18 protein-coding genes and 1 tRNA gene are annotated in these 22,879 nt (G+C 70.1%); 8 read left to right on the forward strand and 11 right to left on the reverse strand.

Going from position 1 to position 22,879, the window contains the following annotated elements; translation table 11 throughout:
- Positions 1-12 precede the first annotated feature (12 nt).
- The 6 genes from KUG39_RS09235 to KUG39_RS09260 all read right to left on the reverse strand — a co-directional run bounded on the left by KUG39_RS09235 (position 13) and on the right by KUG39_RS09260 (position 11,351).
- Positions 13-1,422 (reverse strand): beta-barrel domain-containing protein, encoded by a 1,410-nt coding sequence (locus KUG39_RS09235; protein ID WP_216914679.1) that lies wholly within the window; start codon positions 1,420-1,422, stop codon positions 13-15.
- The gene (locus KUG39_RS09240) at positions 1,419-4,517 is read right to left on the reverse strand and encodes a peptidase domain-containing ABC transporter (protein WP_216914681.1); all 3,099 of its coding nucleotides are present in this window, start codon (positions 4,515-4,517) and stop codon (positions 1,419-1,421) included. Before KUG39_RS09240 ends, KUG39_RS09235 begins: the two co-directional genes overlap by 4 nt.
- 3 nt (positions 4,518-4,520) lie before the next feature.
- Positions 4,521-5,336, reverse strand: coding sequence for a peptidylprolyl isomerase (locus tag KUG39_RS09245; RefSeq protein ID WP_216914683.1), 816 nt, complete (start codon positions 5,334-5,336; stop codon positions 4,521-4,523).
- Positions 5,337-5,383: 47 nt separating this feature from the next.
- A complete protein-coding gene (locus KUG39_RS09250) occupies positions 5,384-7,447 on the reverse strand; it encodes a calcium-binding protein (protein ID WP_216914685.1) in 2,064 nt (687 codons plus the stop codon).
- A 92-nt stretch (positions 7,448-7,539) separates the two neighbouring features.
- On the reverse strand, positions 7,540-10,251 hold the full coding sequence (locus KUG39_RS09255; protein ID WP_216914687.1) for a beta strand repeat-containing protein: 2,712 nt from the start codon (positions 10,249-10,251) through the stop codon (positions 7,540-7,542).
- 659 nt (positions 10,252-10,910) lie between these two features.
- Positions 10,911-11,351: a peptidylprolyl isomerase gene (locus KUG39_RS09260; RefSeq protein ID WP_094584601.1), complete on the reverse strand. Its 441-nt coding sequence runs from the start codon at positions 11,349-11,351 to the stop codon at positions 10,911-10,913.
- A gap of 49 nt (positions 11,352-11,400) precedes the next feature.
- On the opposite strand from KUG39_RS09260, the gene mtnP reads away from it, so the two are divergent.
- The gene (mtnP, locus tag KUG39_RS09265; protein ID WP_190609462.1) at positions 11,401-12,372 is read left to right on the forward strand and encodes an S-methyl-5'-thioadenosine phosphorylase; all 972 of its coding nucleotides are present in this window, start codon (positions 11,401-11,403) and stop codon (positions 12,370-12,372) included.
- On the opposite strand, the gene murQ is transcribed toward mtnP, so the two are convergent.
- From murQ to dnaK, 4 genes are all read right to left on the reverse strand, one after another.
- Positions 12,338-13,285, reverse strand: coding sequence for an N-acetylmuramic acid 6-phosphate etherase (murQ, locus tag KUG39_RS09270; protein ID WP_216914689.1), 948 nt, complete (start codon positions 13,283-13,285; stop codon positions 12,338-12,340). The two genes, mtnP and murQ, sit on opposite strands and share 35 nt — an antisense overlap.
- Positions 13,282-13,683, reverse strand: a complete 402-nt coding sequence (locus KUG39_RS09275) for a DUF3110 domain-containing protein (RefSeq protein WP_216914699.1) — start codon at positions 13,681-13,683, stop codon at positions 13,282-13,284. Before KUG39_RS09275 ends, murQ begins: the two co-directional genes overlap by 4 nt.
- A gap of 86 nt (positions 13,684-13,769) precedes the next feature.
- Positions 13,770-14,714: a DnaJ domain-containing protein gene (locus tag KUG39_RS09280; RefSeq protein WP_216914691.1), complete on the reverse strand. Its 945-nt coding sequence runs from the start codon at positions 14,712-14,714 to the stop codon at positions 13,770-13,772.
- Positions 14,715-14,719: 5 nt separating this feature from the next.
- Positions 14,720-16,861, reverse strand: coding sequence for a molecular chaperone DnaK (gene dnaK, locus KUG39_RS09285; RefSeq protein WP_216914693.1), 2,142 nt, complete (start codon positions 16,859-16,861; stop codon positions 14,720-14,722).
- A gap of 124 nt (positions 16,862-16,985) precedes the next feature.
- On the opposite strand from dnaK, the gene pstC reads away from it, so the two are divergent.
- From pstC to pstB, 3 genes are read left to right on the forward strand one after another with little or no spacing between them, the layout of a single operon-like run.
- Complete coding sequence (gene pstC, locus KUG39_RS09290; protein ID WP_216914695.1) at positions 16,986-17,939, forward strand: phosphate ABC transporter permease subunit PstC; 954 nt, start codon at positions 16,986-16,988, stop codon at positions 17,937-17,939.
- Between the two features lie 50 nt (positions 17,940-17,989).
- Complete coding sequence (pstA, locus tag KUG39_RS09295) at positions 17,990-18,898, forward strand: phosphate ABC transporter permease PstA (protein ID WP_216914697.1); 909 nt, start codon at positions 17,990-17,992, stop codon at positions 18,896-18,898.
- A gap of 50 nt (positions 18,899-18,948) precedes the next feature.
- Positions 18,949-19,758, forward strand: a complete 810-nt coding sequence (gene pstB, locus KUG39_RS09300; protein ID WP_094584610.1) for a phosphate ABC transporter ATP-binding protein PstB — start codon at positions 18,949-18,951, stop codon at positions 19,756-19,758.
- Positions 19,759-19,897: 139 nt separating this feature from the next.
- On the opposite strand, the gene KUG39_RS09305 is transcribed toward pstB, so the two are convergent.
- Positions 19,898-19,984 (reverse strand) — tRNA-Ser (locus KUG39_RS09305).
- Positions 19,985-20,044: 60 nt separating this feature from the next.
- On the opposite strand from KUG39_RS09305, the gene KUG39_RS09310 reads away from it, so the two are divergent.
- From KUG39_RS09310 to KUG39_RS09325, 4 genes are read left to right on the forward strand one after another with little or no spacing between them, the layout of a single operon-like run.
- A complete protein-coding gene (locus KUG39_RS09310; RefSeq protein WP_190609472.1) occupies positions 20,045-20,413 on the forward strand; it encodes a 2Fe-2S iron-sulfur cluster-binding protein in 369 nt (122 codons plus the stop codon).
- Complete coding sequence (locus KUG39_RS09315) at positions 20,410-21,324, forward strand: inositol monophosphatase family protein (RefSeq protein ID WP_190609474.1); 915 nt, start codon at positions 20,410-20,412, stop codon at positions 21,322-21,324. The genes KUG39_RS09310 and KUG39_RS09315 overlap by 4 nt, the downstream gene beginning before the upstream one ends.
- A 41-nt stretch (positions 21,325-21,365) precedes the next feature.
- A complete protein-coding gene (locus KUG39_RS09320) occupies positions 21,366-22,553 on the forward strand; it encodes an ATP phosphoribosyltransferase regulatory subunit (protein ID WP_216914701.1) in 1,188 nt (395 codons plus the stop codon).
- Positions 22,554-22,580: 27 nt separating this feature from the next.
- Positions 22,581-22,808 carry a ferredoxin family protein gene (locus KUG39_RS09325; RefSeq protein ID WP_015108256.1) on the forward strand — a complete coding sequence of 76 codons (228 nt, stop codon included), beginning with the start codon at positions 22,581-22,583 and terminating at the stop codon, positions 22,806-22,808.
- Positions 22,809-22,879 lie beyond the last annotated feature (71 nt).

A 22,879-nucleotide genomic window follows, 5' to 3' on the forward strand; every position in this document is an offset into this window, starting at 1 on the left:
ACTGCAGGGGGCTCAGCGCATGGTGCGGGTGGCGTCGAGGACGCCGCCGAACCGGTCGTTGAGCAGGGCCAGCACCGGCCGGGTGCCCAGCTGCACCAGCCCCGTGACGGCCATGCCCGCCTGCAGGGGGTAGCTGCGGCCGTTCCGTCCCAGTGGCCTCTGCTCCAGGCGCACCAGCACGGGGAAGGTTTCCTCGCCGCTGCGGGGGTCGGGGGGAAGGGCATCCGCCCCCACCCGCACCACGGTCCCCTTGAGGGAGCCGTAGTCGGTGAAGGGGAGGGAGGTCACCCGCACATCAACCGCCATCCCCGGCCGCAGGAAGGCGATGTCCCGGTTGGAGATCGCCAGTTCCGCCTCCAGGGGTCCCTGGGGGACCAGCCGGAGCAGGGGACGGCCCGGGCTGGAGATCTCCCCCGACCTGGCCTGAAGATCGAAGACCCTGCCGGCGCGCGGCGCGACCACCCGGCCGAGTCGCAGCCGTTCCTCCACCTGGCCCAGGCGGGTGGACGTCTCCAGCAGCCGATGGCGGGCCTCGTCGTAGCGATCCCAGAGGCGGCGGGCGTTGTCCGTGCCCACCTGCTCCTGGTTCGTCAGGCTCTCGACCACGCCGCTGCCGGCGGCGGCGCGCTGCTGTTCCGTGCGGCGGATGGTGCTGAGCAGATCCAGCTGGCGTTCGTCCTGGCGCTCGAGTTCGAGGTGGGAGATCGCCCCCTCGCGGGCGAGCTGGGCCATCCGCTCGCGGATGTTGGCGTTGAGGGCGAAGCGGGCCCGCAGCGCCGCCAGCACATCGGTCTGCTCCCGTTCGCCAGCCTGGCTGCGGCGCAGTCGCTGCAGGGCCACCCGCCGGCGCAGCTCGATGTCCCGGCGATCGAGGGCCAGCACCTGCCGCTCCTCCCGGCTTCCGCCCGGCAGGGACGGCAGGCCCAGCGGCTGCGCCGCCTGGTTCACCTGCCGGCGCCAGAGATCCGCCTGCAGCAGCAGGTCGCGCCGTTCGCGCCAGGCTTCCCGGGCGTCGAACGCCACCAGCAGCTGGCCGGCCCTGACCGACTGGCCTTCCCGGACCGGAACCTGGCGGATCGGTGCCGTGAACGGCGGGAGGACGTCGAGGCTGCCACCGACGGGACGCAGCTTGCCGGTGGTGCTGATCGAGGAATCAATGCGGGCCACGGAGCCGTAGACGACGCCGAAACCTGTCAGGCCGATCAGGCTCCAGATGATCGCCCGGCTCCAGCCTCTGGTGGAGCGGGGCAGATGGGTACGGCGGCGCTGGCGGGAGAGACGCACCGGAGGTGGCGCCGGCTCAGCGGGGGGGGCCTGCCCGGGCGCCATCGTGGCGGTGGGGCCGTGCCCGTTGCCATGGCCGTTGGCGGCGGCGAGGCCGTGGCCGTTGGTGCTGGTGGTGCCGTCGGCGAAGGGGGTCATGGTGCCATTCCTCCTGCGGCGATGACCGGCTCCGTTGCCTGTGGCGGCATGGCCACGACGGGCGGGGCAACGGCTTCGGGGGACTGGGTCGGGGAGGAACGCCCCTGCTGGCGGAAGAGGGCGTAGTACGGACCGCGGGCCTGCATCAGTTCGTCGTGGCGGCCCACCTCCAGGACAGCCCCCTGCCCCATGCAGACGATCATGTCCGCCTTCACGATCGAGGAGAGGCGATGGGTGATGAACAGCACGGTGCAGCCCGCCAGGGCCTGCATCAGGTTTTCGCTCACCACGCGCTCGGTCTGGTAGTCGAGGGCGGAGGTGGCTTCGTCCATGATCAGCAGCCGCGGCTTCTGCAGGATCGTGCGGGCGATGGCGATCCGCTGGCGCTGGCCACCCGAGAGGCTGCTGCCCCGCTCCCCCACCTCCGTGGAGTAACCGGCCGGCAGGTCCATGATGAAGTCGTGGGCGGCGGCGATCCGGGCGGCCTCGATCACCTCCTCGGTGCTGGCGTCGGGGTTGGTGAGGGTGATGTTCTCCTCCACGGAGCCATCGAACAGGACCGTGTCCTGGGGGACGATGCCGAGCTGGCGGCGCAGCGAATGGAGCTCCACCTTGGCCACGTCGATCCCATCAACGAGCACCACGCCCTCTTCGGGGGTGTACAGCCGTGCCAGCAGCTTGGTGAGGGTGCTCTTGCCCGATCCGCTGGCGCCGACGATCGCCACGAAGGTGCCGTGGGGAATGGTCAGGTTCAGGCCCTTCAGCAGCAGGGGGGAGGAGGGCTGGTAGCGGAAGGAGATGTTGCGGAAGCGGATCTCCCCCTGGATGGGTGGCATGACCAGGCGCCTGGCGTTGTCCTCGGGGGCCTCCTGGGGGTGATCGATGACGTCGCTGAGCCGCTCCAGGGAGAGGGCGGTTTCCTGCACGGACTGCCAGATCGACGTCATGCGCAGCAAGGGCCCGGTGACGTAGCCGGCGATGATGCGGAAGGCGATCAGTTCCCCCAGGCTGAGGGCACCCGACAGCACCATGCCGGCGCCGGCCCAGATGACGATCAGACCGGAGAGTTTGTTGAGGAATCCACTGATCGAACTGGCCGTGGTGCCCACCAGGGTGTTATCGAACCCATCGGCCACGTAGTCGGTGTAGAGATCCTGCCACTTCCAGCGGCTGCGCAGTTCGATGTTCTGGGCCTTCACCGTCATCATGCTGCTGAGCACCTCCACCAGGTGGCTCTGGGTGCGGGCATGGGCGACGGCCCTTCTCTGCAGCTGGACCTGCACGATCGGTGAGACCACCAGCACCAGCAGCACCAGGAACGGCACCACGGCGAGGGTCAGCAGGGTGAGCTGCCAGCTGTAGATCAGCATCACCCCGATGTAGAGCACCGAGAAGACGGCATCGAGGATGGTGGTCAGGGCGGTACCGGTGAGGAAGCCGCGCACCTTCTCCAGCTCGCCGATGCGGCTGCTCACCTCCCCCACCGGTCGGCGATCGAAATAGCTGAGGGGCAGCCGCAGCAGGTGATCGATGATCTGGGTCCCCAGGCTCAGATCGATGCGGTTCGTGGTGTCCACGAACAGGAAAGTGCGCAGGCAGAGCAGCAGCCCCTCGAACAGGGCGAAGACCACCAGCAGCACCCCGAGCACGCCGAGGGCGCCGGGGCTGTTGTTGATGATCACCTTGTCGATCACCTGCTGGATCAGCAGCGGGTTCACCAGGCCGAAGAGCTGCACGAAGAAGCTGGCCAGCAGCACCTCAAGGAGCACGGTGCGGTGCTCCCGCAGGGCCGGCAGGAACCAGCGGAAACCGAACCGGCGCCGCGGCGTCAGATCGTTGACCCTCAGCGTCAGCACATCCCCGGCCTCGCCCCACTGGTCCCGGAAGTCCGCCAGGGAGAGCTCCTGGTTGCCGACGGCCGGAATGCCCAGCAGCACCGACCGGCCGGTGCAGCGCCAGATCACCGCCAGACCGTTGCCCCAGCGGATCATCAACGGTGGTGTCAGCCGCGGCAGAGCACCCACCTGAATCTCCAGCAGCTGGGTCTGCAGCCCCATCGATTCGGCCACCGCACCCGCCAGCGGCAGGGACGCCTCGCCGTGCCGCTGCACCTGGTCGCCGAACACCCGGCGCAGCATCTCGCGCCGGAAGGGCAGGTCGAGATGCTGGCTGAGCATCTGGAAGGCCGCGATCGGCGACTCCAGGGGACCGGTGCCCCGCACCCAGGGAAAGGCCTCGGGGCCCTGGGGATCCGACACGGGCCCGGGGGCCGGCGCCGTCAGGTCGATCGGCTCGGCGGCCGTGATCGCGGCGGGCTCCAGGCCCGGGCGCTGCTGCTCCCAGCGGGCGAGGAGCCTGGCTCGCCAGCCATCACCTGTGACCTCGGCCTGCTCCGGCGGCGTCGGTTCCAGGATCGCCGCCAGGGCCTGGCGGTCGATGCCGAGAAGACGGAGGGGCTCCTGCGCCTCGGAGGGCTCCGTGTCCACCACAGCCGTGCCCAAGGGCAGCGGCCCCGCCGCCACCAGCCACAGCCGTTCGGTCTCAGCCACGAAGGCGGCCGGCTGCGCCGGATTCCAGGTGCGCACCTCCGTGCCATCGGCCAGCTGGTTCGCGGCCGCCACAACCTCCTGGGAGAGGGCCCGCGGGTAGTCCAGCAGGTGGGCATCGAGGACAGCGAACAGCTCGGACGGGCTGACGCCGCCCCGCACCCGTTCCGCCAGGAGCGGATGGTGCTCCAGTTCCCGTTGCAGTGATTCGTGGGGCAGGGCGACCACCACCAGATCGGTGGAGGCGATCAGGGTCTCCCAGCAGCGGCCGCAGCTGATCAGGGTCCAACCCAGCACCGCTCCCGGCTGGAGCCGCTGCAGGGTGCTGACGCCCCGGGCCAGACGACGGGAAAACACCACCGAGCGGGCCGTGCCCTCCAGAAGGAGAAAGATCCGGGCCGGCGGGTGGTCGACGCGGCAGATGGGCTGGCCCTGCTGGAAGCGCTGCAGCTCGGCCTCGGCGGAGAGGCGCCCGAGCAGCTCCGGCGGCTGGTCGGCCAGGAAGGGAAAGCAGCGCAGCAGGTCGTCGAGGGTTGGGGCGGTGGTCATGGCTCAGGCTCCCGCCAGGGCTGGTAGGGGAGCCGGCGGGAGCGGGGCCGCCGCGTGGGTGCGGCGCAGCTCCGCCAGGGCGCTCTCCAGCCAGCTCTCCAGATCCGGCTGCAGGAGTTCCTCCAGCAGCCGGTGTCGCAGGGCCTCGCTCAGGCTGGCGGGCCGGCGGTGCTCCAGCCGGACCAGCAGGATCGACGCCTCGAGCACAAAGGGAGGGTGCATGTCACCGGGGGCCAGGGAAGCCAGTACACCGCGCAGGGTGGGGTGCAGCTGGGAGAGCTCGATCGGACCGACGATCCCCCGGGTGACGCTCTCGTCGCCGAGGGAATGGCGACTGGCGAGTGCGCCGAAGCTGGCCCCGTCGTCGATCAGGCGCAGGTAGAGCTCCTCGGCGAGCCCCTGCTGGGGCAGGCGCATCAGGCGCAGCACCACCTGCTCGAGATCCGCCCGCCGCTCGAGGTAGTGGGCCTCCACCCGCTCTCCGTAGCGATCCTCCAGAACCTTCTGGAGGCGGAGATGGTCCCAGCGCTGGCGGACCCTCCCCCGCACGTCCTCGGGCAGGCTGCCGATCCAGTCCCCCGCCAGGTCGGTCTCCGGGACGGTGGGGGCGTCGCCGGGCAGTCCCGCCCACAGCTGCGCCCCCATCTCGCCCACCTCATCCGACGAGAAACGGGCCTCCTGCCGGAGGCCTTCGAGCGCCAGCTCCCGGGCCAGGGCCCGCAGGACCCCCCGCTGCTCAAGCACATCGTGGAGGGGGAGGCGGGCCATGGCCTCCAGGGCGCGGCCGAGCTCATGGTGAAGCTGGGGAACGGAAGGCATGGGTCACTCCCTCGGGGATGGATGGGAACGGGCGCGATCGCCCCGGGTCAGCCGCCGCCGCCGAACTGGATGCTGGATTTGGTGAGGGCGCCCGGATCGGCCATGGTCACGGTGCCGAGGCTGCGGCTGCCCTTCGACCAGTCGCCGTCGGCATCGAACAGCAGCTGGCGGGTGTCGGTGGCGTAGGCCAGCGAGGGCGAGCCGATGCCGAGGGAGCGGATGTCCGCCAGGCTTCCCACCACCACGCCGATCTGGCTGTTCTGGGGGCCGTCACGCACCACCAGTTGGCCGCCCTGGATCCCGAAGATCGCCCCCTGGCTCTGCCAGAGGGACTGGGTGAGGGAGCCCAGGGTGCTGCTGAGTTCGAGGACGTCGCCCCGGGCAGCGTCGAAGTTGCTGATGGTGTCCAGGAGTCCCAGCGTCTGGCCGCCCTGCACCAGGGCGCCCTGCTCCCAGAGCTCCTGCTTCTGCTGGTTCCCCAGCGATCCCCAGAACGCCGGATCCGCCAGTCGCTGGGCGAAGGCGTCGCTGCTGGAGGCATTGAGCGCCGAACCCGCATTCGACTGCAGGAAGGTGTTCGAGCCAGTCCCGCCGACCGTGAGGTCCTGGCCGAAGCCGCCGTCCAGGCGGTTGCCGTCGCCGGCGGCCACCGTCAGGCTGTCGTTGCCGAAACCGCCCTGGAGGCTGTTGGCGAGCGCCAGGCCCATCACCGCGATGGCGTCGTCGCCGAAGCCGCCATCGAGGGAGGAGCTGCGGGCACGGTCGAGGAGGATCGCGTCGTCGCCGCCGCCGGCCTCGATCCGGCTGCGGCTGGCGGCGCCGACCACCGCATCGTCCCCCAGTCCGGTGTTGATCCGGCTGTCGCGGATCCCGTCGAAGCCACCGGGCCCGCCGATCAGGGCGGAGGCATCCAGAAACACATCGGCTTCTTGAACGCCGTCACCGTCGGCGTCCAGCCCCGAGCTCTGCTCGGTGTGGATGCGGCCCATCACCACGTCGTTGCCGGAGCCGGTGAGGATCGTGGAGCGATCAATGCCCGCCGCGTCCATGGCCGGCAGCCATCCGCTGCCTCCGGGCGACGCGAAGCCCCCCATGCCCACCACGGTGGCCCCCTCGTTGGTGATGGGCGCACCGCCGTTGCTCTGGAGATCGACGGCCAGCAGACCGATGCCCTGCAGGCTGTTCAGCCGCAGGGATCCGGGTGGCGGAGTGCTGGCGGTGTCGAGCTGGGCCAGGCCCGATCCCTGAACGCTCACCGCTCCAGTCACAGGCCCCCGCAGGACGGCGTGATCGATGCCGATGGCCGTCGCCGAGAGCTCGGCTGGCTCGGCTCCGCTGGGTGGGGCGCCCGCCAGGGAGAGGCTGGCGGCCGCGATGCCGCTGATCTGGGCCGCGGACCCCGGCGCCGCCGCCGGCAGGGCCATCACCCGGTAGCCCTCGATGCCCCTGGCATCGGCCACGGCGCGGGCGGCGCTGGTCGTCGGCCCCGGATCGGCGTCAAGGGTGGCGGAGGCCAGTACCGCGGCGTTGGGCTGGCCGAAGAAGGTGGGGAGGACGCCCGTTGCGGGGGAATCGGCGGACGGGGCACCCTCCAGCCCCCGCACCGTGGCGAGGGCAGACAGCTGGGCCGTGAGTGACGGCAGGCCCCCGGCGGGCAGCAGGGACCGGGTCGCGGCCGAGGCCGCCGCCCGCAGGGGGTCGGCGGGGGTGCCGATCCGCAGGGCGCCGCCGCCGCGGGTGACCACGTCGAGGTTGGCCAGGCCGATGTTGGTGGCCGTGGCATCGGCGAGATTGGTGTTGCGGCCGACCGTGGTGGCCGTGGCGGCCGCCGTTCCCGCGATCGCGCCGCCCCCGGTGACGATCGACAGACCGGGGCTGTCGAAGAAGGAGGCGTCGGCGGGACTGGCCAGGAACCGGCTGGAGCCGAGGCCCAGGCCAAGGGCTGTGGCGATGGAGCCGACCGGCTCCGGCGCCGGCAGGACCACCCGGTTGCTGGCCTGGGCACTGGGTGCGATGGTGAGCTGGAGGCTGCCGCCGAGATAGGTGCTGCCCTGGTCGAGCCGCAGGGCCAGGGCCCGCGACAGGGCGGTGGTGATGGGTGGAATCGCCATGGGGCAACGGGGCGCAGGGACCGGAAGGGAGTCAGGGGAAGGGGCCGGATCGGTGGATCCGGCCCCGGAGGAGAGATCGCTCCGCAGCGACGTCAGACGGTCACGGTGGAGGCCTGGGCCAGGGTCTCGCTCACCGCCGAGGCGGTGATGTTGCCGCTCTGGAGGATGTTGATCTGGTAGCCGCTCATGCCCACCACATCGCTGTTGGCGGTGGCGGTGGCCATCCCGGTGGTGGTCGAGGCCATCACCTCGTTCACCAGACGCGCCGTGGCCCTGAGATCGCCGTTGAGGCTGGCGTTGTTCCAGTTCCCCAGCAGACCTGCCACCTTCACGTCGGAACTGGCGGTGGCATCACCGGTGACGGCCATCGCATTGGTCCCGTAGGTCCCCTGCGCTTCCGCGGTCACGTTGTCGGCGGAGAGGTCGACCTTCTTGATGCCGGCGATGAAGGCCTCGGTACCGGCCAGGGCGTCGCCCGTGATGGTGTTGGCGGTGCCGAGGGCGCTGCCGGTGCCCCGGCCAATGACGTTGCCGGCCAGGCCTGCGCTGATCGCGCTGCCGCCCGAGCTGCTGAGGGCTCCCATGCCGTCGTAGCCGCTGCCCTTGATGCCGATGGCGGTCTGCTCGACCCCGACGCTGGCATCACCGGTGGTGGTGGTGGACAGGACGCTGGGGGCGGCCGCCGTGGCGGTGCCGGTGGTGTTGCCGATGGTGCCGATCGTGACCTTGGTGTTGCCGAGGTGGATGCCGATCGCCTTGAGGTCGGAACTGGCATCAGTGGCGCCGGTCACCGCGGAGGCCAGGGTGCGGCTGTCGGTGACGGTGGCGGTGCCGGTCACGTTGCCCGCCTTGCCGATGGCGATCGTGACGTCGTTGTCGATCCCCTTGGCGGACAGATCGGTGGCGGCGTCGGCGTCACCGGTGGTGGTGGTCGCCGACGCCGTACCGGTCAGGCCGGCGGTGCCGGTCGCGTTGCCGTCGGTGCCGATGGCGATCTTGCTGTCCTTGATCCCACGCGCCTTCTGCGCGGCCTCCGCCACGGCGTCGCCGGTCACCGAGGCGGCGGTGGCCCCCACGGTGCCGCTGGCGGAACCCGCCACACTGCCGGCCTTGCCGATCGTGACCGGAGAGGCGTTGAGGCCGATCACACTCGAGCCGCTGCCGCCGGCCCGGGCGGTGGTGTCACCGGTGGTGGCGGTGGCGCCGGCAGCCAGATCGGAGGCGGCGGTGGCCCTGAAGACGCCGGTTCCAAGCACGTTCTCGCCGATGGCGAGGCTGCTCTGGTTGAAGCCCACCACCGTGGAACCGTTGCCGGCCAGGGCGGTGCTGCCGGCGGTCGTGGTGACGGCACCGGCCGTGGCGCTGGCGTTGAGCGAGGCATCGGCCACGGGGTCGGTGGCGTTGCGGCCCACGGTGATCGTGGTGGCGTGCACGCCGGCGACGAAGTCGCCATTGGCGGCACTGGCGATCGGATCACCGCCGGAGGTGGTGCTCTGGGCCGTGGCCGCCTGCTTGCTGAAGCCCTGGGCAAACAGGCGTGTGGCGTTCTCGCCGATGGCCAGTTTGTCGATGGCGATGCCGACCACGTTGTTGTGGTTGGTGGTGGCCGACACGTCGACGTTGGCAGGGGCGGTCACCGCCTTGGCGGAGGCGGCGCTGTTGCCCACGGCGGCGGCCTGGATGTCACCGTCCTTGCCGACGGTGAGGATGGAGCTGGAGCCGGGGCCATTGGAGAGGCTCTGATTGCCCAGCTGGTTGACATCGACGATGCCGCCGATGGTCTTGATGCCCACGGTGGCGGCCGCCGGGCCGGTCACCGTTTCAGCCGTCGCTCTGGCACCCACACCGCCGTTGCCCACGGAGCCCTGGGCGGCCACCGCCCCGTTCTCCCCGAAGCTCATCACCAGACCACCCGGGGACGTCATCTCCGGTGCGCTCTGGCTCTCGCTGGCGCCGTTGGAGTTGGAGAACCGGTCGCGGCCGACGGCGATGCCGGCCACGAGCTTGGCCCGGCTCTGGGCGTCAGCCGCCCCGGTCACGCTGGTGGCGGAGGCGTCGAAGGCGCCCGTGCCGAAGGCCGAGACGGTTCCGGTGCTGCCGAAGGAGATCGTCAGGGGCTTCTTCTCGCCGCCATTGGACGCGCTCGCAGCGTCCTCATCGGTCGGGGGAGGCACCTCGCCGCCTTTGGCACCGCTGGCGTAGATGCCCACCACCTTGGCGTCGTAGGCACCGGCCGTTGCGGTGGACGCTCCCGTTCCCGGCGGCAGTCCCACCGATTCGGCCGCCGCGGTGCTGGTCCCGGTGGCGCTGGCCGCCAGGCTCGTGCCCTGGCCGGCATTGAGTCCCACGTTCTTGAGGCCGAACACCTTGCCGGCATTGGCCGAGGCACTGGAGGCTCCGTCCACCGCTTCGGCCACCGCGAGGGCGTCATTGGTGGCGGTGGACGACACCACGGCATTGGTGCCCACCTGGATCTGGTTGGGATGGTGCCAGGTGTTGATGATCCCGCCGGTGGGGCCGTTGTTGCTGGCGCTGGCCGTGGCATTGCCGCTGGTGGTGGTGGCTGCGGCCCCCACCGTTCCCTCCTCGACGGCATTCAGTGTGCCGGAGGTGCCGATCTTGATGCGGCTGTTGAGAATGGCGGCCTGGGCCGTGGTGGCCGCCGTGGCACTGGCGTCGCCGGAAACGACGTCATCAATGGCGGGTGTGGTGGAATCCGCCGACGCCGTCACCGTTGTGCTGGTGCCGACTTCAATGGAGGATTTGTCGATCCCGACAGTGCGGGTGATGTTGGTGGCGGTCATGAGTCGTGAGGATGAAGGGTCTTTATGTCCTGTAATCCCAGGAGGGCAAGGCAGAGATGCTCAGCCGGGCCGCTCTTCATTCCTACCACCGTTGTCATTCCTCGACCCCGGAAGATGATGTGCCTAATAGTTACGAGTCAGCCTATGTGCTGCAGATCTGCATGAGCTCAACATGCCGTGACTCTTATCAGCAGCGGGGTAGTGATCAGGGAAAGGGAGATGTGCCGAATCAGGATCTATCCCCCGAGCTGCCATCATTTCCATCCTCCACGAGAGCCGAGGGGAGCGTCCGAAGCCCATGAACGCCATGCCACAGCCGTCCAATGGACTTGGACTCCGGCTGCGTCGCAGCCCCGCAGATCGGTTGATCTGTCTTGGTTGTTACTGATTCAGCCGTTCATCACCCACCGCCGGCGGCGTCGACGGTGCTCCCTCCCGTGGAGCGGACAATCCTCCCCGTCCCGAACGCCATCGTGGACCGGGGCGCCATGCCCCTGAATCGTCCACAGCCCCTGCCGCGCCCGATCCCTGGGGTGGGAAGGGCGGACTCAGGGGCCTGGACGCCTGCAGCGCCATCGCATCGATCAGAAAACGTGATCGCCAGGCCAGCCGACGCAGTCGCGCAGCATCGGTGAGGCCTGGCGCGGCCTGGTCCTCGATCAGTCCTCGATCGTCACCTTGCGGATCCGGCTGCCGTTCTTCAGGGCCAGCACCACATCGATGTTCTCGGTGTGGCCGAACACGGTGTGCTGGCCATCCAGGTGGGGCTGGGGACCATGGCACAGGAAGAACTGGCTGCCACCGGTGTTGCGGCCCGCATGGGCCATCGACAGGCTGCCGGCCTTGTGCTTCTGGGCGTTGATCTCGCAGGGAATCGTGTAGCCGGGGCCACCGGTGCCGGCCATGCCGCGGGCACCCTCGCGGCTGTTGGGACAACCTCCCTGGGCCATGAAGCCGTTGATCACCCGGTGGAAGGCCAGGCCGTCATAGAAGCCGTCCTTCGAGAGCTTCACGAAGTTCGCGACGGTACCGGGGGCATCGGCGTCGAACAGATCGATGGTGATCAGTCCGGCGTCGGTGTCCATCAGGGCCTTGGGCACGGTCGAGGAGGCAAACTTCGACTGTATCCGTCCAGGGCACCCCGCATCCATGGCCACCACCGAGCCCCCTTCCCCATCGACCCAGGCCAGCGGTCTGCCGACGTCCGACCTTTCCCGGGCCCGCCTCGGGGTGCTCGGTGGCAGCGGCCTCTATGCCATGGAGGGCCTCGAGGACGTGCGCGAACTGACGGTCGACACCCCCTACGGAGCCCCCTCCGACAGCCTGCGGATCGGCCGCATCGGCGATCTGGAGGTGGTGTTCCTGGCCCGGCACGGCCGTCACCACACCTTCACCCCCAGCGAGGTCCCCTACCGGGCCAACCTCTGGGCCCTGCGCTCCCTCGGCGTGCGCTGGATCCTGTCGGTGTCCGCCGTGGGTTCCCTCCAGGAGAACGTGCGGCCCCTCGACATGGTGGTGCCCGATCAGTTCATCGATCGCACCATGCAGCGGCCGCTCACCTTCTTCGGGGAGGGCCTGGTGGCCCACGTCGGCAATGCGGACCCCTACTGCGCCGTGCTCTCCCGGGTCCTCGGCGACGTCAGCGACAGCCTGATGCCGGAGGGGCGCCAGCTCCACCGCGGCGGCACCTACCTCTGCATGGAGGGGCCGGCCTTCTCCACCCGGGCGGAATCCGAGCTCTACCGCTCCTGGGGCTGCACGGTGATCGGCATGACCAACCACACCGAGGCACGGCTGGCTCGGGAGGCGGAGATGGCCTATGCCACCCTGGCGATGGTCACCGACTACGACTGCTGGCATGCGATGCATGACGCCGTCACCGTCGAGCTGGTGATCGACAACCTGCGGGCCAATGCGGCCCTGGCCCAGCAGATCGTGCGGCTGGCCGCCGAGCGGGTGCAGGCCCTGCGGCCCCCCAGCCCGGCCCACCAGGCCCTGCGCGATGCCCTGATGACGCCGGCCGCCCAGGTGCCGCCGGCCACCCGGCGCCGCACCGAGTTGTTCACCGCCCCCTACTGGGGACCGTTCAGCGAAGAGGGGGCGACGACGGCGGCAGACTGACGCCGAGGGCTTCGAGGCACTGGCGCAGGCCGGGGCCGTGGCTCTCCAGGGCCGCACGGGCCGCCCCGGCTTCGAGGCCGGAGGCGGCCATCAGCAGCGCCAGCCGCACCGACCCCCCGGCCTGCTCCAGCAGGCCCAGTCCCTGCTCGCGGGGAACGCCGGCCAGATCCCGAAGGATGCGCAGGGCCCGGTCCTCCAGCTTGCTGTTGGTGACGGCCACATCCACCATCCGGTTACCGAAGACCTTGCCCAGGCGCACCATCACGCCGGTGGAGAGGATGTTGAGCGCCATCTTGGTGGCGGTGCCCGCCTTGAGCCGGGTGGAGCCGGTCAGCAGTTCCGGCCCGGTCAGCAGGCGGATGTCGATGTCGCAGGGCATCGGCACCTGCTGGGCGGGCACGCAGGCCATGGCCACGGTGAGGGCCCCGATCGCCTGGGCGTGGGCCAGTCCCCCCAGCACGTAGGGGGTGGTGCCGCCGGCGGCGATGCCCACCAGGGCATCATGCGGGCCGAAGCCCCGCTGGATGAGGTCGTCGCGGCCCGCCTCCCGCAGGTCTTCGAGCCCTTCGGAGCTGCGCAGCAGGGCCGCGGCTCCACCCGCGAGCACGCCCTGCACCAGCTCCGGGGGACTGCAGAAGGTGGGCGGACACTCCGCCGCATCCAGCACCCCGAGCCGTCCCGAGGTCCCCGCCCCCAGGTAGAAGAGGCGCCCGCCCCGCGCCAGGCGTGCCGCGATGGCGTCGATGGCGGCCGTCAGGGCCGGCGCGGCGGCGGCCACCGCCTGCTGGGGCAGCAGGTCGTTGGCACAGAACAGCTCCACCAGGCTTGCCGTCGGCAGCTGGTCGAGGGTCTCGCTGGCGGGGTTGGGCCGCTCGGTGAGCAGGTGGCCCCTGTCGTCGCCGGTGGCGCTCAAAGCAGACCTTCGAGGCGACGGCGGAAGGCCTCCAGCTCCGCATCGCCGGCGGGGCCATGGGGGTCCTCCACGTCGGGGGCCGTCGGCTCCTCCTTCCAGCCCGTCACCTCCATGTTGCGTTCGGGCGGGGCGAGCAGCAGCCGCTCCTCCTCGCTCTCGGGCATGAAGCCGGCGGGGACGAAACGGGCCTCGTAGCCCGCCTCGGCGCAGAAATCCTCCAGATCCTGGCGATTGAGGGCCTCAACGCAGGGCACCGGAAAGTCCTGGGCTTCGAGCAGCCCGGCGTAGCGCTCAGCGTCGTCGGGGTTCTCAAACAACAGAACCACCGTGCGGCCGCCGAGCTCGAGCGAGTGGATGCCTTCCTGGTCACTGCCCGGATCGAACAGCAGGACATGCACCGGGTTGGGTGGGAGACCGCCGTCTGTCACATCGTCAGGGGTGGGGCGCAGGCCAGTGTCTCATCCGTTGGCGGTCGATGGGCGGTTCAGTCCCCGTCCCTGGGGCCGTTCTGCTCCCGGTCCAGCTCCCGCAGGCGCCGGAACAGGGCCTCCTCCGCCTCCGTCGGCCGCTCCGGAACGAGGATCCTCACCTCCACCAGCTGGTCGCCCCGCTGGTCCCCGTGGCGCTGCCCCCGCTGCCGCAGCCGCAGCAGCCGGCCGCTGGAGGATCCGGGCGGCACCCGCAGCCGCACGGGGCCCTCCAGGGTGGGCACCACCGCCTGGCAGCCGAGGGCGGCATCGGCGGGGTGGAGATCGAGCTGGTAATGCACCCGAAGGCCGTCGATGCGCAGGCCCTCCTCGGTGCGCACCCGCAGCTGCAGGAAGTGGTCGGCCCCGCCGGCCGCCACCCCGGCCAGCCGCAGCCGCCAGCCATCGCCCGCCAGAGGCGGCGTCCAGACCTCCACCACCGTGCCGTCGCGCAGCTCCAGCTCCAGCCGCTGTCCGCTGAGGGCCTGCTCCGGGGTGAGGGTCACGAGGGTCTCCTCGTCGGTGGCGGCCATCACCGGTGGCGGTGAGGCCGGCGCCGTTGCCACCTCGCCGGCCGCGGCGGGCTCCTCCTCGACGGGCTCCTCCTCCCAGTCGCGAGGGCTGCGGCGCTCCTGGCCGAACAGCTCCGCCAGGTAGTCCTCGAAGCGGGGAAAGCCCGAGGCGAAGGGGTCGCTGTCGAGCCCGGCGCTGTCCTGACCCTCACCGGCCTCCCAGGCGCGGCGGCGGACCGGATCGGAGAGCACCGCGTAGGCCTCATTGACCTCCTTGAAGCGGGCCTCCGCCACCGGGTCGTTGCCGTTGAGGTCCGGGTGCCAGCGGCGGGCCTGCTGGCGGAAGGCCCGCTTGATGCCGGCGGCGTCGGCGCCCGGAGCCAGGCCGAGCACCTCCCAGTGATCACGGGCGGCGCTGGCCACCGGGTTCGAGGTGGGGGACTGGCTCACGACCCTCAGCCGTCGGCCCAGGGATCGTCCTGGTCGTAGCGGCCGCCGCGGCGTGGGCGGTGCCGTTCGCCGGAGACCTCACGGTCGTAGGACTCCTGACGATCCCAGGAGCGTCCGTTGTCCCAGCGGCGGGAGTCGTCGTCATAGCCGGCCTCCCGCTCGGCGAAGCGGCCAAGGGGGTAGGGATCCCGCTGCAGCGGCCGGGGCGGGCTCGACCAGGGGTCGGAGCGGCCCGATCCGCCCCAGTCGTCCCAGTCGTCGTCAGAGAAGAGCTCGTCCTTGAGGGACCCCAGGGTGTTCTTGAGACCCTGGAGCGGGCCGCTCTCCGCCCGCCGTTCCCCCAGCAGGCGCCTGTTGAGGCCGAACAGGGCCTCCTGCAGCTGGCTCACGGCCAGCTCGAGGTCGGCGGGGTCCTCCTGGGCCAGCACATCCTGCACATCGCGCAGGGACAGCTCCACGGCGCGCTGCTGGCGGTCGGCACCGGCGGGGCCCAGCTCCAGGGCGGCATCCCGCAGCCGCCGCTCGGCCTGGGCCACCAGGGTCTGGGCGCGGTTGCGGCGATCGATGACGGCCCGCTTGCGGCGATCCTCCACCGACTTGCGCTCCGCCTCCTCCAGCAGCTTGTTGATCTCCTCCTCGCTGAGGTTCGAGCCCCCCTGGATCGAGACGCTCTGCTGGCGCCCGGTGGTGCGGTCGGTGGCGGACACCTGCAGCAGGCCGTTGGCATCGATGTCGAAGGACACCTGCACCTGGGGCACGCCGCGCGGGGCCGGCGGGATGCCGGAGAGGCGGAAGCGGCCGAGGGACTTGTTGTCGGCGGCCATCTGCCGCTCCCCCTGCAGCACATGGATCTCCACCGACGACTGATTGGCCTCCGAGGTGCTGAACAGATCCGACTTGCGCACCGGAATCGGGGTGTTGCGGGGAATCAGCACCTTCATGACCCCACCGATCGTCTCCAGCCCGAGGGAGAGGGGGGTGACGTCGTTGAGCATCAGGTCGCGCAGCTCGCCGGTGAGGATGCCGGCCTGCACCGCCGCGCCGATCGCCACCACCTCGTCGGGGTTGACCGACTGGCAGGGCTCCCGCGGAATCAGGGTGCGCACCATCTCCTGCACCATCGGCATGCGGGTGGAACCGCCCACGAGCACGACATCGTCGATGGCGTCGGCACTCAGGCCCGAATCCCGCAGGGCCCGCTGGACCGGGCGCAGCAGCCGGTCGAGCAGGTCGGGGCAGAGGCCTTCGAACGTGCCCCGCTCCAGGGTGGTCTCGATGTGGAGGGGGCCGTCGGGTCCGGTGGCGATGAAGGGCAGCGACAGCGGCGTGCTCTGCACGCCCGAGAGCTCCTGCTTGGCCTTCTCGGCGGCCTCGGTGAGGCGCTGCAGGGCCTGGCGGTCGCGGCGCAGGTCGATGCCGTGCTCGGCGAGGAAGGCCTCGGCCACCCAGTCGACGATGCGGCGGTCCCAGTCATTGCCACCCAGCTGGGTGTCGCCGCTGGTGGCCATCACGTCGAAGACGCCGTTGGCGATGCGCAGCACGGAGACGTCGAAGGTGCCGCCGCCCAGGTCGAACACCAGCACCCGCTTGACCGTGCTGCGATCGAAGCCGTAGGCCAGGGCCGCCGCGGTGGGTTCGTTGAGGATCCGCTCCACCGTGATGCCCGCCAGGCGACCGGCGTCGCGGGTGGCCTGGCGCTGGGCATCGTTGAAGTAGGCCGGCACCGTGATCACGGCCGCCTCCACCGCTTCGCCCAGGTAGGTGGTGGCGTCGTCGACCAGCTTGCGCAGGATCGAGGCCACCAGCTCCTCGGGGGCGTACTCCCGCTCCGTGGCCGGGCAGATTACGCGGACGTTGCCCTGGTCGTTGGCGCGCACGCTGTAGGGCACGCCCAGGCTGCCCTCGTCGAGTTCGTCCCAGCTGCGGCCGACGAAGCGCTTGAGGTTGGCGAAGGTGTTGCGGGGATTGAGCACCAACTGGCGCCGGGCCAGCTGGCCCACCAGCAGCTCCTGGTCACGGCTGAACCCCACCACCGAAGGGGTGGTGCGCCCCCCTTCCGCATTGGCGATGACTTGGGGCCTGCCGCCTTCGAGCACGGCCACCACCGAATTGGTGGTGCCCAGATCGATGCCGACGATGCGCCCCATGGAAGTCCTGATGGCGGCCCAACGCTACCGGAGCCCGTCGACCGTTAAACCGAGCTTAAACGGGCCGACTGAAACTCGTGCTGAGATCAGGTGCAACGTCCATGCCGACCGGCATCATTGCTGCATGAGGAGCACCCCCTCCACCGACGCGTTCACCCTCAGACGGCGGCCACCCCAGGAGAAGCTGGTCGACATCGGCTTCCGCCAGCTCACCCTCGTGCTGGCCGCCTCGGTGGGGATCGTCCTTGTGGCGATCTTCGTGACGGTGTTCAGCGGCGCCAAGGAGGCCATGGCCACCTTCGGCCTCAGGTTCCTGACCACCTCCGCCTGGGACCCCGTCAACGAGGACTACGGGGCCCTGATCGCCATCTACGGCACCCTCGTCACTGCGATCCTCTCCCTGCTCATCGCCGTGCCCATCGGTCTGGGAACGGCGATTTTCATCACCGAGGACCTGCTCCCCCGTGGCGTCAGGGATCTGATCGGCCTGATGGTGGAACTGCTTGCCGCCATTCCCTCGGTGGTGCTCGGTCTGTGGGCCATCTTCGTGATGGAGCCGGCGATCCGCCCCTTCCTTGGTTTTCTCCACTCCAGCCTGGGCTGGACACCGTTCTTCGCCACCGCACCCCAGGGTCCCGGCACGGCGCCGGCGATCCTGATCCTGGTGGTGATGGTGCTGCCGATCATCACCGCCATCTCCCGTGATGCCCTCAACCAGGTGCCGATCGAGCTGCGCCAGGGGGCCTATGGGGTGGGCACCACCCGCTGGGGCGCCATCTTCAACGTCATCCTGCCGGCCGCCGTCTCCTCGATCATGGGCGGTGTGATGCTCTCCCTCGGCCGGGCCATGGGCGAGACGATGGCGGTGACGATGATCATCGGCAACTCCCTTAATTTCAGCGTCTCGCTCCTGGCCCCGGGCAACACCATTTCCTCGATGCTGGCCAACCAGTTCGGCGAAGCGGATGGCATCCAGGTCTCTGCCCTGATGTACGCGGCCGTCGTGCTGATGATCCTCACTTTCGTCGTCAACGTGATGGCCCAGTGGATCGTGCGGCGCCTGAGCCTGCGCTACTGAGCCGCAACCCTTCCGATCCCACCCACCCGCGTTCACGACGTTCCCTGGCCATGTCCGTCTCGACTCCGCCGACGACCCGTCACTTCACGGAACGGCTCACCCTCCATTACGACCCGTCCCTGAAGCGCAACCGCTTCAACCAGATCGCCACCGCCATCGCGGGATTCTTCGCGGTGGTCGCGGTGATTCCCCTGTTCCTGGTGATCATCTACGTCTTGTTCCAGGGGGGGCGGCTGCTCAGCCTTCAACTGCTGACGGAACTGCCCCCGGCCCCCGGCCTTGAAGGCGGCGGCATCGGTAACGCCATCCTGGGCACGATCCTCGTCACCCTGATCGCCTCCCTGATCGCCATTCCGGTGGGGGTGGGCGGCGGTGTCTACCTCTCGGAGTACGCCCAGAACGGCTGGTTCTCCCGCTTCGTGCGCTTCGGAAATGACGTGCTGGCCGGGGTGCCCTCGATCATCTGCGGCGTGTTCATCTATTCCCTGATCGTCGCCACCCGGATCTTCTTCGACCAGAGCTTCAGCGCCATGGCCGGCGGCATCGCCCTCTCGGTGCTGATGCTTCCCACCGTGATCAAGACCACCTACGAGGGCCTGCTGCTGGTGCCGCAGGAACTGCGCTGGGGGGCTTACGGCGTCGGCGCCTCCCGCTTCGTGACCATCACCAGGATCACCCTGCCGGCCGCCTTCACCCCCATCGCCACCGGGGTGGTGCTGGGGATCGCCAGGGCCGCCGGCGAAACGGCTCCGCTGATCTTCACCGCCCTGTTCTCCCCCTTCTGGCCCGAGGGGCTGTTCAATCCGATCGCCACCATGTCGGTGCTGATCTTCAACTTCGCGATCATGCCCTATGAGGCCCAGAACGAGCTGGCCTGGGCCGCCTCCTTCGTGCTGGTGATCATGATTCTCGGTGCCAACCTGCTGGCCCGCTGGATCAGCCGGGTGTCGCGCACCTGACGTCCTCTCCTTCCCCATCCCCTCCGGCTCCGTCTCACCCCATCCCTGACATGACTGCTTCCCCTTCCTCCACCGTGGCCAGCGACGTCTGCATGTCCCTGCAGGACGTCACCATCTCCTACGGCAGCTTCGAGGCGGTCAAGAACGTCTACATGGATCTGCCCAAGGGCAAGGTGACCGCCTTCATCGGACCCTCGGGCTGCGGCAAGAGCACGGTGCTGCGGGCCCTCAACCGCATGAATGACCTGATTCCAGGCTGCAGCCTCAAGGGCCGGGTGATCTTCGATCAGCACGATCTCTACGACAGGCGGGTGGATCCGGTGGAGGTGAGACGGCGCATCGGCATGGTCTTCCAGAAGCCCAATCCCTTCCCCAAGTCGATCTACGAGAACATCGCCTTCGGTGCCCGGATCAACGGCTACAAGGGCGACATGGACGAATTGGTGGAGCGTTCCCTGCGCAAGGCGGCCGTCTGGGACGAGTGCAAGGACAAGCTCAAGGAAAGCGGTTTCTCCCTCTCCGGCGGCCAGCAGCAGCGCCTCTGCATCGCCCGGGCCATCGCCACCGAACCGGAGGTGATCCTGATGGACGAACCCTGCTCGGCCCTCGATCCGATCTCGACCCTCAAGATCGAGGAGACGATGCACGAACTGAAGCGCAGCTACACGATCATGATCGTCACCCACAACATGCAGCAGGCGGTGCGTGTCGCCGACATGACAGCCTTTTTCAATGCCGAGGCCGTTGAAGGTGGCACCGGCAAGGTGGGCTATCTGGTGGAATTCAACGAGACCGAGAACATCTTCAACTCCCCCAGCCAGCAGTCGACCCTCGACTACGTCAGCGGACGCTTCGGCTGAACCCCCGATGCGGGGAGGCGGCATCAGCAAACCAACCCAGACATCCCGCTCGCTGCCAGGGCTGGCGGGATTTTCCTGTGTCGACTCCTGTCGCGAAGGGCGAAAAAAAAAGCCGGTCCTGGGGACCGGCTTCATCAAACGGAGAGGGAGGGATTCGAACCCTCGATAGAGTTGCCCCTATACAGCATTTCCAGTGCTGCGCCTTCGACCACTCGGCCACCTCTCCAGCGGCGAAATGGGGCAGATGGCAATGTAGCAGGGGCTGCACCACGCCCCCCAGCGCCCCATGACCCGCACCCACCCGATCACGGTCCACTGGCGACAGGCCAACCGTGTCATCCGTCTCGACGTTCCGGAAGGGGAGTACATCCTGCGCAGCTTCGAGGCCCAGGGAGAGCCGCTGCCCTTCAGCTGCCGCAACGGCTGCTGCACCGCCTGCGCCGTGCGGGTGCTGGATGGAAGCATCGACCAGCGGGAGGCCCTCGGCCTCTCCAAGCAGCTGCGTGAGGAGGGCTACGGCCTGCTGTGCGTGGCCCGGGCCACCGGCCCCCTGGAGGTGGAGACCCAGGATGAGGACGAGGTCTACGACCGCCAGTTCGGCCGTTTCTTCGGCCGTGGTCTGGTGCGTCCCGGCCTGCCCCTGGACGACGAATGAGCTCCCTCTGCCAACGGGCCCTGGAGGGGTCCGGCCTTGATGCCCCCGAGCTGGAGCGGCTCCTGCAGGTGGCCCGCGAGGCCGCAGAAGCCGGCGGCCGTGAACTCCGGCGCCACTTCGGCCGGCTGGAGCAGGTGAAGGAGAAGGGCACGGCGGGCAACCTGGTCACGGAGGCGGATCTGGCGGCCGAGGCGGCCGTGCTGGCGGTCCTGGCGGCCGGAAGCCCCACCGTGGCCGTGCTGGCGGAGGAAAGTGGCCAGCTCGCCGGCCAGGGGGATCTGCTCTGGTGCGTCGACCCCCTCGACGGCACCACCAACTACGCCCACGGCTTCCCGTTCTTCGGCACCTCCGTGGGGCTCAGCTGGCGGGGCCTGCCCCTGCTCGGTGCCCTGGAGGTGCCGGTGCTGGAGGAGCACTACTGGGCCGCCCCGGGTCGGGGGGCCTGGTGCAACGGCCGACGGCTGAGCGTCAGTGACTGCGGCGCCCTGGCCGACTCCCTGCTCGCCACCGGGTTCTCGTACGACCGGGTGCGGCGCCTCGACAACAACTACGCCGAGTTCGCCTGGTTCACCCACCGCAGCCACGGGGTGCGCCGGGCGGGGGCGGCGGCGGTCGATCTGGCCTTCGTCGCCGCCGGCCGGGTCGATGGCTACTGGGAGCGGGGCCTCTCCCCCTGGGACCTGGTGGCCGGCGTGGTGCTGGTGGAGGAGGCCGGCGGGCAGGTCTGCGCCTATGACGGCGGTCCCCTCGACCTGGCCGACGGGCGGGTGATCGCCTGCACGCCCTCCCTGCGCCAGCCCCTGATCGAGGGACTGGCCCAGTGCCGTCCCCTCACCGGGGCCAGCTTCGGCGCCCCGGAGCTGGATGCCACCGCCGGAGACCCGGCCGGCGGCGCGGCCGACGCTCCATAGGATCCGCCCCTCCCCACCCCACCGCCCGAGCCTTCCCCTCCATGGCCCTCCAACCTGCCGCCGGCGCCCGGGACCTCAACCCGGGTCAGGTGGACAGCAACCGGCGACTCTGCGACCTGCTGGCCACGGTGTACCGCCTCTGGGGGTACCAGGAGGTGGCACCGCCCACGATCGAGCGGCTCGACACCCTCGAGGCCGGCGGCGCCATCGCCGAACGGGAGCTCGTGCGGCTGGCGGCCGATGAGCCCCTCGGCCTGCGGCCGGAGCTGACCGCTCCGATCGCCCGGGCCGCCAGCACCCGCATGCTCGGCCGCCCCCGCCCCCTGCGGCTCTGGGCCAGCGGCACCACCTTCCGCAGCTTCATCGGCGACGGCGGTGGCCAGCGGATCAGCGAACAGCTGCAGAGCGGGGTGGAACTGCTCGGCGAGCCCTCCCCCGCCGCCGACACGGAACTGCTGCATCTACTGCTGGCCTCCGTGGCGACCCTGGAGCTTGCCTCCGAGCACCGCCCCACCCTGCTGGTGGGCCACCACGGCCTGCTCAGCGCCCTGCTGAGCCAGGTGCCGGCGGAGCAGCGCTCCGCGGCGCGCCATGCCCTCACCGACTTCGATCCCCTCGCCCTCGCCGCCCTCTCCCTGCCCGACAGTCAACGCCAGCGGCTGATGGCCCTGATCGGCCTGCGGGGTGAGCCGGTGCGGGTGCTCTATCAGCTGGAGCAGTGGCTCGGACCGGTGCCGCTGCTGGAATCCCTCGCCGCCACCCTGGCCAGCGTCCAGGAGCCGGCCAGCGCCCTCGGGGTGCGGGTGCAGCTGGATCCCACCTTCCAGCCCCACTTCGATCTGTACGACGGGCTGGTGTTCAAGCTCGTCTGTCAGGGCAGCGATGCCCCGGTGGCGATCGCCAGCGGCGGCCGCTACGACGGTCTGGTGGGCCGCTTCTGCAGCGACGCCGCCCAGGCGGCCGGCACCGGCTTCGGCTTCGACGTGGAGGCCATCCGCGATCTGCTCGAATCGGCGACGTCCGGCACGGCCGCCGTGGAGCCCCCGGGGCCCTGGCTGGTGGCCAGCGCCACCGCCGCCGGCCTCGGGGCGGCCCTGCGCCGTATGGCGGAACTGCACGGCGGCGGCGAGGCCGCCGAACTCTGCACCCAGCCCTGCGTCGACCAGGCGGCGGCGGACCAGCTGGCGGCGGAACGGGGCTGCCGCGGTGCCCAGTGGCTGGCTGCCTAGGATCCGGCCGCTCGCTCTTTCGCGTCGATGGCCCATTCGATCGTCACCAACGTCTGTGAGGGCGTGGCCGACTGCGTCGACGCCTGCCCGGTGGCCTGCATCCACCCCGGAGCGGGTGCGAACAGCAAGGGCACGGCCTTCTACTGGATCGACTTCGACACCTGCATCGACTGCGGCATCTGCCTGCAGGTGTGTCCGGTGGCGGGGGCGATCCTGCCCGAGGAGCGGCCCGACCTGCAGAAGCCCGGCGGCTGACGCCCGCTGGTTCGGAGACCCCACCCTCGCCGGCCTTGAGCCGCCGCGCACCCCCACCTAGGTTCAGGGCG

Source organism: Synechococcus sp. CCAP 1479/10 (assembly GCF_019038515.1).
Taxonomy (GTDB): Bacteria; Cyanobacteriota; Cyanobacteriia; order PCC-6307; family Cyanobiaceae; genus Cyanobium.

What these genes read in the sequence shown, in the direction of transcription:
- KUG39_RS09325 (WP_015108256.1), top strand. Translation starts at nt 22,581, where the DNA reads ATGGCCCATTCGATCGTCACCAACGTCTGTGAGGGCGTGGCCGACTGC.
- KUG39_RS09250 (WP_216914685.1), bottom strand. Translation starts at nt 7,447, where the DNA reads ATGGCGATTCCACCCATCACCACCGCCCTGTCGCGGGCCCTGGCCCTG.
- pstC (WP_216914695.1), top strand. Translation starts at nt 16,986, where the DNA reads ATGAGGAGCACCCCCTCCACCGACGCGTTCACCCTCAGACGGCGGCCA.
- KUG39_RS09240 (WP_216914681.1), bottom strand. Translation starts at nt 4,517, where the DNA reads ATGACCACCGCCCCAACCCTCGACGACCTGCTGCGCTGCTTTCCCTTC.
- mtnP (WP_190609462.1), top strand. Translation starts at nt 11,401, where the DNA reads ATGGCCACCACCGAGCCCCCTTCCCCATCGACCCAGGCCAGCGGTCTG.
- pstB (WP_094584610.1), top strand. Translation starts at nt 18,949, where the DNA reads ATGACTGCTTCCCCTTCCTCCACCGTGGCCAGCGACGTCTGCATGTCC.
- KUG39_RS09320 (WP_216914701.1), top strand. Translation starts at nt 21,366, where the DNA reads ATGGCCCTCCAACCTGCCGCCGGCGCCCGGGACCTCAACCCGGGTCAG.
- KUG39_RS09245 (WP_216914683.1), bottom strand. Translation starts at nt 5,336, where the DNA reads ATGCCTTCCGTTCCCCAGCTTCACCATGAGCTCGGCCGCGCCCTGGAG.
- KUG39_RS09255 (WP_216914687.1), bottom strand. Translation starts at nt 10,251, where the DNA reads ATGACCGCCACCAACATCACCCGCACTGTCGGGATCGACAAATCCTCC.
- pstA (WP_216914697.1), top strand. Translation starts at nt 17,990, where the DNA reads ATGTCCGTCTCGACTCCGCCGACGACCCGTCACTTCACGGAACGGCTC.
- KUG39_RS09315 (WP_190609474.1), top strand. Translation starts at nt 20,410, where the DNA reads ATGAGCTCCCTCTGCCAACGGGCCCTGGAGGGGTCCGGCCTTGATGCC.
- dnaK (WP_216914693.1), bottom strand. Translation starts at nt 16,861, where the DNA reads ATGGGGCGCATCGTCGGCATCGATCTGGGCACCACCAATTCGGTGGTG.
- KUG39_RS09310 (WP_190609472.1), top strand. Translation starts at nt 20,045, where the DNA reads ATGACCCGCACCCACCCGATCACGGTCCACTGGCGACAGGCCAACCGT.
- KUG39_RS09235 (WP_216914679.1), bottom strand. Translation starts at nt 1,422, where the DNA reads ATGACCCCCTTCGCCGACGGCACCACCAGCACCAACGGCCACGGCCTC.